Origin of the sequence: Microbispora sp. CL1-1 (assembly GCF_012034195.1) — a bacterium.
Classification (GTDB): domain Bacteria; phylum Actinomycetota; class Actinomycetes; order Streptosporangiales; family Streptosporangiaceae; genus Microbispora.
In genome coordinates this window covers 88395-103292 of sequence record NZ_JAATEK010000021.1, presented here as the reverse complement: position 1 = coordinate 103292, position 14898 = coordinate 88395, and the positions used below count along the sequence as shown (strand labels likewise).

The 14898-nt window shown below is 71.0% G+C and carries 12 protein-coding genes; 3 read left to right on the top strand and 9 right to left on the bottom strand.

The genetic code is table 11. From position 1 onward, the window contains the following. Positions 1-260: 260 nt before the first annotated feature. Positions 261-881: a GNAT family N-acetyltransferase gene (locus HCK04_RS23795; RefSeq protein ID WP_142649606.1), complete on the top strand. Its 621-nt coding sequence runs from the start codon at positions 261-263 to the stop codon at positions 879-881. Between the two features lie 252 nt (positions 882-1133). Here HCK04_RS23795 and trxA read toward each other — a convergent pair whose 3' ends face one another. From trxA to HCK04_RS23755, 8 genes are all read right to left on the bottom strand, one after another. Beyond that, positions 1134-1457 carry a thioredoxin gene (gene trxA / locus HCK04_RS23790; protein WP_142649605.1) on the bottom strand — a complete coding sequence of 108 codons (324 nt, stop codon included), beginning with the start codon at positions 1455-1457 and terminating at the stop codon, positions 1134-1136. A gap of 78 nt (positions 1458-1535) precedes the next feature. Next, complete coding sequence (gene trxB / locus HCK04_RS23785; protein ID WP_142649603.1) at positions 1536-2465, bottom strand: thioredoxin-disulfide reductase; 930 nt, start codon at positions 2463-2465, stop codon at positions 1536-1538. Positions 2466-2616: 151 nt separating this feature from the next. Then, the gene (locus HCK04_RS23780; RefSeq protein ID WP_168066211.1) at positions 2617-3624 is read right to left on the bottom strand and encodes a zf-HC2 domain-containing protein; all 1008 of its coding nucleotides are present in this window, start codon (positions 3622-3624) and stop codon (positions 2617-2619) included. Further along, on the bottom strand, positions 3614-4204 hold the full coding sequence (gene sigM / locus HCK04_RS23775) for an RNA polymerase sigma factor SigM (protein WP_142649599.1): 591 nt from the start codon (positions 4202-4204) through the stop codon (positions 3614-3616). The genes HCK04_RS23780 and sigM overlap by 11 nt, the downstream gene beginning before the upstream one ends. A 60-nt stretch (positions 4205-4264) precedes the next feature. Next, the gene (locus tag HCK04_RS23770; protein WP_142649597.1) at positions 4265-5788 is read right to left on the bottom strand and encodes a protein kinase family protein; all 1524 of its coding nucleotides are present in this window, start codon (positions 5786-5788) and stop codon (positions 4265-4267) included. A 415-nt stretch (positions 5789-6203) separates the two neighbouring features. After that, complete coding sequence (gene murJ / locus HCK04_RS23765) at positions 6204-7802, bottom strand: murein biosynthesis integral membrane protein MurJ (RefSeq protein WP_142649595.1); 1599 nt, start codon at positions 7800-7802, stop codon at positions 6204-6206. Positions 7803-7878: 76 nt separating this feature from the next. Continuing rightward, positions 7879-10137, bottom strand: a complete 2259-nt coding sequence (locus HCK04_RS23760) for a hypothetical protein (protein WP_142649594.1) — start codon at positions 10135-10137, stop codon at positions 7879-7881. A 46-nt stretch (positions 10138-10183) separates the two neighbouring features. Next, a complete protein-coding gene (locus tag HCK04_RS23755; RefSeq protein WP_142649592.1) occupies positions 10184-10720 on the bottom strand; it encodes a YbaK/EbsC family protein in 537 nt (178 codons plus the stop codon). 181 nt (positions 10721-10901) lie between these two features. On the opposite strand from HCK04_RS23755, the gene HCK04_RS23750 reads away from it, so the two are divergent. Both HCK04_RS23750 and HCK04_RS23745 read left to right on the top strand, forming a co-directional pair. Further along, positions 10902-12299 carry a CCA tRNA nucleotidyltransferase gene (locus HCK04_RS23750; protein WP_260617382.1) on the top strand — a complete coding sequence of 466 codons (1398 nt, stop codon included), beginning with the start codon at positions 10902-10904 and terminating at the stop codon, positions 12297-12299. Beyond that, the gene (locus HCK04_RS23745; RefSeq protein ID WP_142649588.1) at positions 12300-13565 is read left to right on the top strand and encodes an adenosylmethionine--8-amino-7-oxononanoate transaminase; all 1266 of its coding nucleotides are present in this window, start codon (positions 12300-12302) and stop codon (positions 13563-13565) included. A gap of 31 nt (positions 13566-13596) precedes the next feature. Here the strand turns inward: HCK04_RS23745 and HCK04_RS23740 are convergent, their stop codons facing one another. Next, positions 13597-14898, bottom strand: a complete 1302-nt coding sequence (locus HCK04_RS23740) for an MFS transporter (protein ID WP_142649586.1) — start codon at positions 14896-14898, stop codon at positions 13597-13599.

Below are 14898 nucleotides of genomic sequence, written 5' to 3'. Positions count from 1 at the left end.
GGTCCACCTCCGATCACGTAGCCGAGAAATCCAGGGTACGGTAACGCGCCACTCCGATCACAACAGGGTATTGACCATCAAGGGCCCCTTTTCTTGCATTCCCGCACCACTGGTTTCGGCCCGCCCAACCCCTTTAATGGTCGTCGGCGGCTGTTGTGGCGCACCCGCTCCCGGACCTTCCCCTGAGTTACGATGCGAGCTGGAGACGCCGTATTCGCGCGCTTTTCTGGCAGGACTCCTGACGGGGATTGGGGCATCACGTGTCGCGTCGGCTGGTCAATGTCACGCTGGACAATCTCGATGACCTGCCGCGACGGTGCCGGCGGTGCGTGTTCTGGGAGCTCGACCCGGTCAGCGGCGAGCGCGCCGCGGAGGCGGGTGATCCGGCCCTGGAGAAGGAGGCGTGGATCTCCGCGACCCTTCTCGAATGGGGAAGCTGCGGGAAGATCGCCTACGTGGACGGGGTGGCGGCCGGGTTCGTGCTTTACGCCCCGCCCTTGTACGTCCCGCGTTCGGTGGCGTTTCCGACCTCTCCGGTCAGCTCGGACGCCGTGCTGCTGATGACCGCGCACATCGTGCAGGAGTTCACCGGCGGCGGGCTGGGCCGGATGCTCGTGCAGGGCGTCGCCAAGGACCTGACCCGCCGCGGCGTACGGGCGATCGAGGCGTTCGGCGACCTGAAGTGGGAGAAGCCGGGCGGCTGTGTGCTGCCCGCGGACTATCTGCTGTCGGTCGGGTTCAAGACCGTGCGCCCGCATCTGCGCTTCCCCCGCCTGCGGCTGGAGCTCAAGACGGCCGTGTCGTGGCGTGAGGACGTCGAGGTGGCACTGGAGCGCCTGCTGGGGTCGATGTCCCCGGAGCGGGCACTGCGGCCCGTCTGAGAGGCACGCCAGGCCCCGCCCTGGCCCGGCGAGAACAGCCCTGGCCCTGGCCCACCGGTCTCGCCCGGCCCACTGGTTCCGCCCTGGCCCACCGGTCCCGGCCCACCGGTCCCGGCCCACCGGTCCCGGCTCGGAAACCCCACCGGTCCCGGCGGTCCCGCGTACGGGACCCGGAGAACGCGAGAGCCCCCCGGGCACAGGCACGCGGCACAGGCACGGGGGGCTCTTCGGATGAGGCCGGCGGCTACGGCGTCAGATGACGCCCTCGAGCTCACGAAGCAGCATGGCCTTCGGCTTGGCGCCGATGATCTGCTTGACGACCTCTCCGCCCTTGTAGACGTTCATCGTCGGAATCTGGAGCACACCGTAGTCACGCGGCGTGACCGGGTTCTCGTCGATGTTCAGCTTGACGATGGTCAGCTTGTCGGCGTTCTCGGCGGCGATCTCCTCGAGGATCGGCCCGACCTGACGGCACGGACCGCACCACTCGGCCCAGAAGTCGACCAGAACCGGCTTGTCGCTCTTGAGGACCTCGGCCTCGAAGCTCGCGTCCGTCACGCTCTTGATCGCGCCCACGGTATCTCTCCCCTTGCATGAGTGGTGTGGCGGTGCAGACAACCGCGGGGACAGTCCCCGCATTCCCGATGTCGGGACTCAGGCGTTCAGCGTCAGCCAGCGCTCGGCGTCCAGCGCCGCCGCACATCCGGTCCCGGCGGCCGTGATGGCCTGACGATAGGTGTGGTCGACGACGTCTCCGGCCGCGAACACCCCGTCGATATTCGTCCGCGTCGACGGCGACTCGACCTTGATGTACCCCTGGTCGTCAAGGTCGATCTGGCCCTTGACGAGGCCGGTGCGCGGCTCGTGGCCGATCGCGATGAACAGGCCGCCCACCGGCAGCTCGGACTCCTCGCCGGTCTTGACGTTGCGCAGCCGCACACCGGAGATCCGGTCCTCGCCGAGCACGTCGACGACCTCGGTGTCCCAGATGAAGCGGATCTTCTCGTTCGCGAACGCCCGGTCCTGCATGATCTTGCTGGCGCGCAGCGAGTCGCGGCGGTGGATCACCGTCACCGACTTGCCGAACCGGGTCAGGAAGATCGCCTCCTCCATCGCCGTGTCGCCGCCGCCGACGACCACGATCTCCTGGTCGCGGAAGAAGAACCCGTCACAGGTGGCACACCACGACACGCCCCGCCCCGACAGCCGCTTCTCGTTCTCCAGCCCGAGCTCGCGGTAGCCCGACCCGGTGGCCAGGATCACGGACTTGGCGTAGAAGGTGTCGGTGTGGGTCTTGACGACCTTGGGGTTCGCGGTGAGGTCCACCTCGACCACGTCGTCGGCCACCAGCTCGGCGCCGAAGCGCTCGGCCTGCTTGCGGAAGTTGTCCATGAGGTCCGGGCCCATGATGCCGTCGGGGAACCCGGGGAAGTTCTCCACCTCGGTGGTGTTCATCAACGCGCCGCCGGCGGTGACCGACCCCTCGAAGACGAGAGGCTTGAGGTCCGCGCGCGCGGTGTAGACGGCCGCCGTGTAGCCGGCCGGACCCGACCCGATGATGATCACGTTACGAACGTCGCTCAACGGACCCGCCTTCTTCGCTCCCGGTGGATATGCAGTGCCGTCAACAGATCCTAGGCCCCGGTCATTCCCCGGGGGATCCCCGATACGGCGAAGCCCCCCGGAGGTCGCGGGGGGCTTCGTCACTGCCGATGGTACGGCTCGCGCCGCGCGGTCACTTCCAGGAGGCCAGAACCTCGGGGCGCAGCTTGTGGCACTGCGAGTCCACGACGACCACGCGTACGGCGTTGCTGCTCTTGTCCTCCCAGAACGCCATCACGGTGGCCTCGTTGCCGTTGTAGAGGGCCTTGTCGACGCCGATCGGCGTGCGGTCGAGCTCGGTCGAGAACCGCTTGACGCAGGTGTCGAGGTCCTCGTCGTCGTTGGTGCCCGAGCCGGGCGCCACGCCGAAGTACCCGAGCAGCGGCCCGCGCAGCTCCCGGCTGGTGTAGTTGTGGCCGCTGGCGTACGTCGAGTAGGTCAGCGCCTCGACCTTGTCCGGGCTCTTGCCGGGCTCGCCCTGGCTCACCACCTGCCGGGACGGCGAGTCGCCGAACGAGAGCAGGCCGGTGGCGAGACCGCCGCTCCCGATCACGACGGCCGCCGCAGCGGCGACCGCGGCCGGCAACGCCCACGAGCGCCGCCTGGACGCCTTGCGGCCCGCCGTACGCGGTCCCGAACGGCGCTTGGCCGGCACGATCGTCCCGTCGTCGGCGACGACACCCAGCGGAACCACCGGCGCGGTCCCGCGCTCCGGCTCCGGCTGCGTCTCCGCGGCGATTTCCGAGGCGGCGATTTCCGAGGCGGCGATTTCCGAGGTGGTTTCCGCCGAAGCGGCGACCTGAGGCTCGACCGTCTCCCACGGAACGTCGTCCCATGGGGCGTTGTCCCACGGGGCCGGCTCCTGTGGAGCGCTGTCCCATGGGGCGTCCCGCAGGACGCGGTCCCAGTCCGGAGCCTCGGCGGCAAGCGCCCGGTCGATACGCCTGGCGACGCCCAGAGGCATCGCCGGCACCGGCATCGCCGCCAGGACCTCCCGGACCGCGGCCAGGTCGGCAAGGCTCTCCCCGCAGGGGTCGCAGACCGCGAGATGCTCGCGGACCCGCCGGGCCGTCGTGTCGTCGAGGAGACCCTCCGCCAGTTCGGCGAGAACCTCCAGGTCGTAGTGCGTGTCACCCGTCACGAAGTTCTGCTCCCTTCCCGGATGAGACGCGAGTGAGGTCGGATCGGTTCCGTAGATGCGAAAGAATCGGGGCGAGTTTGGCGCGCCCCCTTGCGCAGCGGCTCTTCACGGTCCCCGGCGGGACGCCCAGCACCGTCGCCGCGTCGTCCACCGCGTACCCCATCATGTCGACCAGCACGAGGGCCGCCCTCTGGTCGGGCGGCAGCAGCTTGAGCGCCGCCGTGACCTCCAGGGAGACCTCGCGCTCGCCGGCCTGGTCGGTCGCCGGGGCCTCGCGCTCCGCGGCCTCGATGAGCTCGTCGTCGGCGACCGGGCGCACCGACTTGCGGCGCATGCGGTCGAGGCAGGCGTTGACCACGATGCGGTGGAGCCACGTCGTGACCGCCGCCTCGCCGCGGAAGCTGTCCGCCTTCCGGTACGCCGAGACGAACGCGTCCTGAACCGCGTCGGCGGCCTCGTCGGGATCGCCGAGCGTGCGCAGGGCGACCGCCCACATCCGGTCGCGATGCCGCTTGACGATCTCGCTGAACGCGTGAGGGTCGCCGCCGAGGTGGCGGGCCAGCAGATCGGCATCGGACATCGCGCGTCGCGCGTGCTCAGCCGTCGGGGGATTGTCTGGTGGGGAATTCACAAGTCCCTGCTATGCCGATCCTGGGGAATGCACCGTTACGTCGTAGATAGTGCCACGATACTGCCCGTTGTAGGCGGGAAGCCGGGTGAACCAGATCAAAACGTACTGGCCCGTCGTGGCCTTTTCCGGGGTGAGCGTCACCGAACCCGATGCGCCCTTCTTCTCCGCCACGGTCTTCAAAGAAGACAGATCCGCCGCGTCGCCCACCTTGAGCTGCACGGTCGATCCGCCGGCGTTGCCCAGGGAGACGACGACGTCGGCGATGGGGATCGGCTTGCCCATGTCGAGGATGAGCCCGACGCCGTCCTTGAGGCGCCCCAGGTCGGCGGTGCTGTAGCTGTCGGTGTGCCAGTCGGTGGACGGCTTGCCGTCGATGGCCAGCGGGGCGAGCTCCGGCTTCTCGGCGCGGTCGGTGCCGAGGGGGTCGAACCCCGCCGCGCTCACCGGCTTGACGGCGACCGGCTTCCGCGAGGGGGACGGCGACTGCGCGCTGTCCGACTGGGCCACCCCGCGCGGGGTGTTGCCGAGGTTCTTGCCCACGGTCCAGGCGCCCACGCCGACGGCCGCCATCACGAGCAGGACGATGACGGTCAGCAGGATCTTGCTCGCGGCGCCGGTCTGCGGGCGCGGCGGCGGTGGCGGAGGGACCATCGACATCTGGTGTGCCAGATGGGACGGCACGCGGGGCGGCATGGTGGACATGCCCAGCCCGTCCGGCGCCTCGCTGCGCAGGTTCAACGCGGGCGGCGCGGTGGTGACCGGCGCAGGCGCGGGGCGGGGCACCTCGGCGAGCGCCTCGGCCACGTCGGCCGGGGTGGCCAGCGGCGGCTGCCCGCGTCGCGGCTCCTGCAGCAGCGCGCGGCAGGTGATGGCGTCGAGGTAGCCGGGGACGCCGGCGGTGACCTGCCGGGGCGTGCAGATCTTGCCGTCGTCCAGGGGCGCGGGGGGCAGCCCGCAGTCGGAGTCGCCGGGCCAGTGGCCGGTCAGCGCCGCGTAGAGCAGGCGGCCCAGCCCTTCGGCGTCCTCCTTGGCGGGGTCCTCGCTGCTCAGGTCGAGGATCGCGGCGTCGACGGCGAGACCGAGGAGCTTGACCGTGCCGCCGCTCGTCCAGACCAGGCGGCTGGGGGTCAGGTGCAGGTGGGTGAGCCCCGCCGCGTGCGCGTGCGCCAGGGCCTCGGCGGCCTCGGCGACCAGGGCCGCGCCCCGCTCGGGCTCGACGGGCCCGCTCTCCAGCAGGTCGAGCAGCGACTCTCCGCTGACCCACTCGCTCACGACGTACGCGGTGCCGTCCTCGTCGGCCGCGTCGAAGACCTGGGTGAGGCGGGGGTCGGTGAGGCGGCTCGCCAGGCGGGCGGCGGTGACGACTTCCTCGACTCGGGAAAAATCGGGTGCGAACGTGTGGACCGCGACCGGGCGGGCGAGGATCTCGTCCAGCGCCTTCCACAGGGTCGCGCCGCCGGATTCGTGGACCCTGTCCTCCAGGCGGAACCGATCCGCCAGCTTGGTCCCCGGTTCGACCGTGGACATGCTCATGCGGCCGCCCCGCTCCGCGGCTCATCGGCATGCACCAGCCGATGCCGGGTGGTTCCGCCCACGCCTTCCCGCTTCCGCTCGCCGGTCCGAAACACCAGATCGCGCCCCTAAAACCTCCTGCCTGCCGTGGTCGCCGAGCGGAGCACCGCCGGGTCGGCGAGACCCCGGAGACGAGCATCCGCGAGCCGGAACAGGCCCGTACGGCCGTCGCCGCCGGTCCTCCTCCACCCTCGCGGTCACCCGCCCGGCCGAATCCATCGGTAGGGCAAGTTCTGCGGGACGTTCTCTGAGTGTGTCTCAACACTCCCTGGCGCACCATGCTAGTGCCGTGCCGCTTGTGCCCGCCTTCCCGATCGAAGACGTCCGAATCGGACTTTCGCGTTACCTTCCAGTCGCCGGTCGTTCTTGAGGACTCTTACCGTCCTACCCGGCTTGCGACAAGTCCAATGATGGAGCGGACCTCGGGAACCCGCAGCCGGTGCGCGGCGAACATGTACAGCAGCAGCCCGGCGCCGCCGCCCACCACGAGCACCACCGCCGCACTGATGGGACTGATCGAGGTGATCTCCCTGGCCAGCCAGAGGACCGCCAGCGCCAGCGCGGCGGCCGGGATCGCCGCCGCGTACATCCGGCCCAGGCCGGCGACGATCTCCCGGCCGCCCAGCCCGCCGATCTTCCGGCTCGCCAGCACCCACGCGACGCCGCAGAGGACGACGTACGTGATCAGGTAGGCGAACGCCAGGCCGATGACGATGTACCGGTCGGGGAGCGTGAAGTAGGCGACGAGGCTGAGCGAGGCGTTGACGACCACGTTCACCCCGGCCATGATCGCCGGGGTGCGGGTGTCGCCGAAGCTGTAGAAGACCCGCAGCAGGAGCTGGAAGATCGAGAACGGCACGAGCGCGACGCCGAACACCTGCAGCACGTGACCGATGTAGATCGCGTTGCCCGTCGTCATGTTGCCCCACGAGAAGATCAGCGTGGTGACCGCCGGGCCGAGCACCATCAGCAGCAGACCCGACGGGACGATGACGGAGGAGACCAGCCGCACCCCGGAGGAGAACTCCCCGCGGGCCGTGGCGAGGTCGCCGTCGGCCACGAGCCTGCTCATCCTGGGCAGCATCGCCGTGATCACCGACACCGCGATGATCCCGTACGGAAGCTGGAAGAGCTGGAACGCGTACGACCAGGCGCTGTTGCCGGCGCCCGGGGCACGGTCGCCCGCGCCGGTGGCGAGCTTGGTGGTGACCCAGAACCCGATCTGGTTGATGCCGACGAAGGCGAACGTCCACACGGCGGCCCTGGCCGCCTCGCCGAGACCGGTGTTGCGCACCCCGAACCGGGGGCGGAACCGGAACCCGACCCGGTGCAGCGCGACGATCAGCACCAGCGCCTGGGCGAGGATGCCCGCGGTGGTGCCGAGGCCGAGCAACATGAGGTCGCGGTCGCTCACCTTCTCGATGTCGGACGTGCCGATGACGTAGTAGGCGGCGAGGACCCCCATTACCACGATGTTGTTGAGCACCGGCGCCCACATCGGGGCGGCGAACCGGTCCCGGGTGTTCAGGATCGCCCCGGCCAGCGAGCCGATCCCGAAGAACGCGATCTGCGGGAGCAGATATCGGGCCAGCGTGGTGGCGACCGCGACCTTGTCCTCCGACCAGTTCGAGGCGGTGTAGAGCTCCATGATCGGCCGGGCCAGCAGCACGCCGATCACCGCGACGGCGGTCAGCACCACCACGCCCAGCGTCATCAGCCGCTGCTCGAACGCCTGGCCCCCGTCGGGGTCCCGCTTCTGCGCCCGCACGATCACCGGAACGACCACGGCGCTGAGCACGCCCTGGAGCAGCAGGTCGAGCAGGATGTAGGGGATCTGGTAGGCCGCGTTGTACGCGTCGCCGAGCGCGAGGGTGCCGATGGCCGCGGCGAGCATCGCCGTACGGACGAAGCCGGTGAGCCGCGAGACCATCGTCCCGGCCGCCATGATCGCGCTGGCCCGCAGCATCCTGCTCATGGTTGTCCTTCGGTTCGCGGCGGCCTGACTTGGGGTGGCCGCCTTCCTCCAGTGGTCCCGGGAAGGCGACCCAAGACTACGGCGACTGGGTGCGCTCGGCCGGGACGGCTCCCTGCCGGTCGCCGGGCGGGCCGTCCTCGCCGCCGGAGGCGTCGAACGGGAACGCCTTGCGCGACCTGCGGCGCAGGATGCGCATCACCACGGCGGCCAGCATGATGACCACGGCCGCCCCCACGATGACGAGGGCGATGCCGGTGTAGCCGGTCGCGCGCACCACGACCCGCACGGCGCTGCCGTACTTCTCGTCGCCGTCGGTCAGCAGCTGCACCGAGATGCTCGCGTCGCCGCCCTCGTCGCGCACGATCACCGGCACGTTCACGAGCTGGCTGCGCCCCGCGAGGATCGTGGTCGTGGGGGTCATGTAGACCCCTCCGGGGGCGTCGATAGCGAGCCGCGACTTGCTGGCCGAGGTGACCCGGATCTTGATCTGGATGTCCTTGTCCAGGTTGTTGGCCACGCTGACCGGGACCTGGCCGTTGCTGCCCGCGACCGCGCGCGGGGTGTCGAGCACCGACACGTCGTCGATGCGCGCGTCGATGGCCTTCTGCACCTGCCCGGCGAAGGTCATCGCGCGCTTGCCGTCGCCCCGCCAGGAGGCCGACGACAGCCGGAGTATGGCCGTGTGGAAGACGTCCGTGTGCTGCTCGGTGACGGTGGCCACGGCGTCGGCCTTGCGCTCCAGCTTGCGTACGGTCGCGAGGTAGGTGCGGCTCAGCTCGGCCTGGCGGTCGCGCTCGGTGTACGTCAGGTCGGCGCGCGGCACCTGGACCCGGCCGGGCTTGATCGAGTCGAGCGGGGTCATGCGCAGCCAGGGGGCGCCGGAGGCGGCCTGCAGGAGGCTGGAGACGTACGCCGGGTCGGGCGTCCACAGATGCGACTGCGGGGCCGCGATCACCGTGCGCGTGGCCGCCTTCGCCGTGCTGTTCTGCACGGTGCCGCTCTGGCCTGTGCCGCTCTGTCCCGTGCCGCCGGTCTGGCCGGGAAGGGCTACCGGCTGCTCGAAGGCGATCATCGCGGTCTCGGCGAGGAACCGCTGCCGCGCGAGCATCGCGGCGCCGGGAGCCGACACGTTCCCGCCGAGGAGCTCGCTGAGCGTGGGGTCGGCCAGCAGCGCGGTGAGCGGGTTCTCGGCGACGGTTTCGAGCGTGGCGGCGCCGTCGGGCGTGGTCTGCTGCGCGGGCGGGGGGACGGGCTGTCCGGTCTGCGTCGCGCCCTGGCCCTCGGGCCGCGGCGGCAGCGCGTCGCCCGACAGCAGCACGGACGTCACGCCCGACATGGCCAGCTCGTCCACCGCGTCGCGGTCGATCTTGCCGCCGGCCGGCCACGTGGTGGTGCTGGGGATCTCCCGGCCGAGCAGTTCGCTCGCGAGCGCCGCCCCGCGCTGGACGGACGCCGCGGCCTGCTTGTCGAGGCCGTGGTGGACCAGCGCGGTCATGTCCGGATCGGCGTACGGCGTGGAGATGACGGTCTTGTCCGTCAGCGCGCTGCGCAGGCCGTTCAGCCACTGGCCCGCGGCCTGGTCGGCGTCCTTGCGGGTGCCGCGCACATTCCGGGGGCCGGAGGACAGGACGCGGACGTCGTCGAGCAGCGCGGGGTCCACGAACCAGGTCACCGCGTCGCCGGTGTCCTGCGCCGTCTGGAGCAGCGCCGCCAGGCGGCCGGACGCGAGCGAGGCCGGCAGGTCGTCGTCCATGAACGTCGTGTCGTCGGCGCGGTGGGGCCGGTCGACGATCGGCAGGGCGACGGCCAGCTTGATCTTGGGGATCTGCTCGCCCTTGGGGGCGTACGTCAGGAAGGTCCGCTCGATCCCGAGCCGCTGCCCGGTGCCCGCGTCGGTCAGCTCGATCTCGAAGGGATAGACGCCGGGCCTGGGCATGCCCAGCTCCGCGGGGGTCACGGTGAACCGGAAGGGAAGCTTTCCCGACTGGTCGAGCGCCGTGGCCTGGATCCTGGTGCTCCAGTTGGTGGTGCCGTATCCCTGCTCCGACAGGTACGCCGCCATCTCGGCCCGGGAGGCGAACGGCCTGTCCCGGGAGTAGCGGACGGCGACCCGGACGAACGATCCCGGCGTGCCGGAGACGGTCCCCGCGACCGTGATGGGGTCGGTGGCGACGCGCACGACCTCCGGCGTGATCTCGCTGACCACGAGCGGATCGGCCGGTGCCACGGCCACGACACGACCCGGAGGTGGTGCCGCGACAGCCGTACCGGCCATGCCCGCGGGGAAGGCGAGCAGGGCGGTCAGCGATGTCAGCAGCGCGGCCTTACGGATCATGTGCCGGCCGGCGGTGAGGTACGGCGCACGCCCAGAATGCTATGGCCTAAGCAGTCCGCATAGGACTCACGAGGCTCGCGAGACCCCTCCGTTGGGTGGCGCTCAGGTCGACGGGCTTGGCCGCCACCAGGTCGAACAGGTCGATGGCAGGCATGCGCAACGCGGTGCGGCGCTCGCCGGTCGCGGTGTGGACGACCTCGTCGGGATCGGCCCGCTCCAGCAGACGCTGGTCGACCAGCACGGTCAGGTCGTCGGGCAGCAGGAGCGGGCAGACCAGGCCGTGCGCGTAGTCGGTCGCGGAGTTCACGGTGTAGGCCGACGCGGGGGTTACCCTGTGGGCGCGCAGAGCGGCGCCCACGTCCGCCGGCCCGGGACAGGAGTTCACCGCGGTCACCACCGCCACCTCCTGTGTCCGCCCTCGCGCCGACACCTCGAACAGCGAGACGCACAGGCACCTCTCGGGTGAGACCCCCAGCACCTCGGGAAGCTCGTCCGAGCATGTCAACGGGCGCGGAAGACGTACGATCTCATGGTGGATCTGGTGGGCGAGGAGCCAGCGGTGAATCGCGAGAGCGTCTTTCATCTCGTGTGCTCCTTGCGTCGTCCAGCGCCCCCGAACCGTCCGTGGCCTAGTGATCGCTAGGTGTGTCTCCCCTGGGTGACACCTGAACACCTGGGCCATCGGGGGAGAGTTTCTGTTCCGTGACCGAAGGACCTACCCAGCCTTGTCCGTTTCAAATCTGAGCGACAGCCAGCAGCGCGCCGTGAACGAACTGTTCCGCCGGATCGCCCCGGTCGCCGACGAGCTCGGTGAGCTGTTCTCGGCCCGAGGGCACGAGCTGGCCCTGGTCGGCGGTTCCGTCCGCGACGTCCTCCTCGGCCGCGCGAGCAAGGACCTCGACCTGACCACGGACGCCCGCCCCGAGAGGGTGCTGGAGATCGTCAAGGACTGGGCGGACGCCGTCTGGACGATCGGGATCGACTTCGGCACCGTCGGCGTGCGCAAGGGCGGCTGGCTGCTGGAGATCACCACCTACCGCAGCGAGTCGTACGACCCCGCCTCGCGCAAGCCCGAGGTGATGTACGGCGACTCGCTCGAGGGCGACCTCGCCCGGCGCGACTTCGCGGTCAACGCGATGGCCGTCCGGCTGCCCGGCCACGAGTTCGTCGACCCGTACGGCGGGCTGCCCGACCTGGCCGCCAAGGTCCTGCGGACGCCGGGCAAACCCGAGCAGTCGTTCGACGACGACCCGCTGCGGATGCTGCGGGCGGCCAGGTTCGCGGGCCAGATCGGGTTCACCGTGGCCCCCGAGGTGGTCGAGGCGATGACCGCGATGTCCCGCCGCATCGAGATCGTCTCGGCCGAGCGCATCCGCGACGAGCTCGACAAGCTGATCCTCGGCGCCCACCCGAGGAAGGGGCTCGCGCTGCTGGTGGACACCGGGCTCGCCGCCCACGTCCTGCCCGAGCTGCCCAAGCTGCGGCTGGAGATCGACGAGCACCACCGGCACAAGGACGTCTACGAGCACACGCTGATCGTGCTGGAGCAGGCCATCGACCTGGAGACGTCCGGCCCCGACCGGGTGCTGCGGTGGGCCGCCCTGCTGCACGACATCGGCAAGCCGAAGACCCGGCGCAACGAGCCCGGCGGCCGCGTGTCGTTCCACCACCACGAGGTCGTCGGCGCGCAGATGGCCAAGAAGCGGCTCGCCGAGCTGAAGTTCCCCAAGGACGTGGTGTCCGACGTGTCGAGGCTCGTGGAGCTGCACCTGCGCTTCCACGGCTACGGGACGGGCGAGTGGACCGACAGCGCCGTGCGCCGCTACGTCCGCGACGCGGGGCACCTCCTCGAACGCCTGCACAAGCTGACCAGGGCCGACTGCACCACCCGCAACAAGCGCAAGGCCCAGGCACTGTCGCGCACCTACGACCAGCTTGAGGAGCGCATCGCCCGGCTGGCCGACGAGGAGGAGCTGGCCAAGATCCGCCCTGAGCTCGACGGCAACGAGATCCAGGAGATCCTCGGCGTGCCGCCGGGGCCGGTTGTCGGCAGGGCCTACAAGCACATGCTGGAGATCCGCATGGACCAGGGCATGATCGGCAAGGAGGCCGCGCGGCAGGCCCTGCTCGACTGGGCGCGCGACAACGGGATCATCTCGTAGGTGGACGCCGCGGAGGTCCTCCGGCTCGACCGCGAGCACGTCTGGCATCCCTACACGGCCGTGCCGTCCGGGGTGCCGGTGCACGTCGTCCGCCGGGCCGAGGGCGTGCGGATCACGCTCGGCGACGGCCGTGAGCTGATCGACGGCATGGCCTCCTGGTGGGCGGCCGTTCACGGCTACAACCACCCGCGGCTCAACCGGGCCGCCCGCGACCAGCTCGGCGACATGGCGCACGTCATGTTCGGCGGCCTGACCCACGAGCCCGCCGTACGGCTCGCGCACCGGCTGGCCGGGATGACCGGGCTCGACCACGTCTTCCTGGCGGACTCGGGCTCGGTGGCGGTCGAGGTCGCGATCAAGATGGCGGTGCAGTACAGCGGGCGCTCGGCCCTGCTGACCGTGCGGGGCGGCTACCACGGCGACACGTTCGCCGCGATGTCGGTCTGCGACCCGGTCGGTGGCATGCACCACCTGTTCACCGGGATGCTCCCGCGGCACGTCTTCGCGCCGATGCCGCCGCACGACTACGGCCGCCGCCCGGGCGGGACCGCGCAGGCGGGTCCCGACGAGGCCTATCTGGCTGAGCTGACCGCGGCCGTCGAGGCCCACGCCGACCGGCTGGCCGCGATCATCGTCGAGCCCGTCGTGCAGGGCGCGGGCGGCATGCGGTTCTATCACCCCGCCTACCTGCGGCGGCTGCGCGAGCTGGCCGACGAGCACGGCATCCTGCTGATCGCCGACGAGATCGCCACCGGCTTCGGCCGTACGGGGGAGATGTTCGGCTGCGACCACGCCGGGATCAGGCCGGACATCATGTGCGTGGGCAAGGCGCTCACCGGGGGCTACATGACGCTCGCCGCCACGCTGTGCACCGCGCGGGTGGCCGAGCGCATCGGCGTGCTGATGCACGGCCCGACCTACATGGGCAACCCGCTCGCCTGCGCCGTGGCCGGCGCCTCGCTCGACCTGCTCGCCGAACGGCCCTGGCGGGAGGAGGTCGCGCGCATCGAGGCGGGCCTGCTCGACGGTCTCGCCCCGGCCGCGGGCGCCCCCGGCGTACGGGACGTGCGGGTGCTGGGCGCGATCGGGGTGATCGAGACCGACCGGCCCGTCGATGTCGCGAAAATTCAAGACATCGTGATGGAGCACGGCGTGTGGCTGCGGCCCTTCGGCCGGCTGATCTACACGATGCCGCCGTACGCCTGCGCGCCCGGCGACATCGCCCGCATCACCGGTGCCATGGTCGCCGCCACCGCGGCGCTGTGACGCCGGCCGACGGGAGGCCTGCCGACGGGAGTCAGTCGACGGCGGGCACCGGCGGCCTGCGGCGTACGGCGGAGGGCAGGATCAGCCGGTAGACCACCGCGCCGAGCAGATAGCCCACGCCGATCACGGCGAGCGCGAGATACGACACGCCGTCGCGCGGCAGCAGCGCCGCGGCCAGCACCGCGCCGAGCACCGTCATGCCGTTGAACAGCATGTCGTAGACGGAGAAGGCGCGGCCGAGATAGGCGTCCTCGATGTCGCGCTGCACGACGGTGTCCGCGCAGATCTTCACGCTCTGCCCCGCGACGCCGATCACCAGCCCGGCGGCGACGAACGCCCACTTGTGGAACGTCGCGCACAGGGCGAACTCCAGCACGCCGCAGGTCACGAGCATCACCGGCACCCAGATCTCGATGCGGACCCGCTCGGTGGCCCACGGCGTGACCAGGACCGCGGCGAAGCTGCCCGCGCCGACGGCGCCCAGCACGAGCGCGATGCCCTTCAGCGCGTCGTCGGGGTCGTGGGTGAAGTGGTAGCGGTAGAGCATCACCACGGCCGCCGTGGAGATGCCGAACATCAGGCGGTGGGTGGCGACGCCGCTGAGGGCCGCCCCCGCCGAACGCCGGTGCGCGATGTGCCGCGCGCCGTCCACCAGGCCGGCGAGCACGTGCCGTACGGCCTCGCGGGCCTGCGGGCGGTTCGGGTCGTACGCGGGGCCGAGCAGCGAGCGCTCCATCGTCCGCGCGATCAGCGCGCTCAGGCCGAAGACGACGCCGGAGCAGACCAGCAGCACGGCCACGCCCCGGTCGTCCGACCCGGAGATCACGCGGAGCACGACGCCGGCGCCCGCCCCGACGAACGTCACCACCGTGCCCGAGGTGGGCGTGACCGCGTTGGCCATCATCAGGTTCTCGGACGGCACGACGTGGGGCAGCGCGGCGCTGAGGGCCGACAGGAAGAAGCGGTTGACCGCGAGCACGCCGAGCGCCGCCGCGTAGAAGACGACGTCGGAGGCGCCCGCCGCGACGAGGCAGGCGGCCACCACCAGCAGCACGCCGCGCACGACCGGCGCGATGACGAGGATCTGCCGCCTCGACCAGCGGTCGATGAACACCCCGACGAAGGGCCCGAGGACGCTGTACGGCAGGAGCAACACGGCGAGGCCCGCCGCGATGGCGGTCGCGCTCGCCTGCCTTTCCGGGCTGAAGAACGCGTAGCCGCCGACGGCGAGCTGGAAGATCCCGTCGGAGAACTGCGAGACGAGCCGTGTGGCGAAAAGCCGCCGGAAGTTTCGACCCCGCAGGACCACCCGCAGATCAGAGGCGTAGGACAC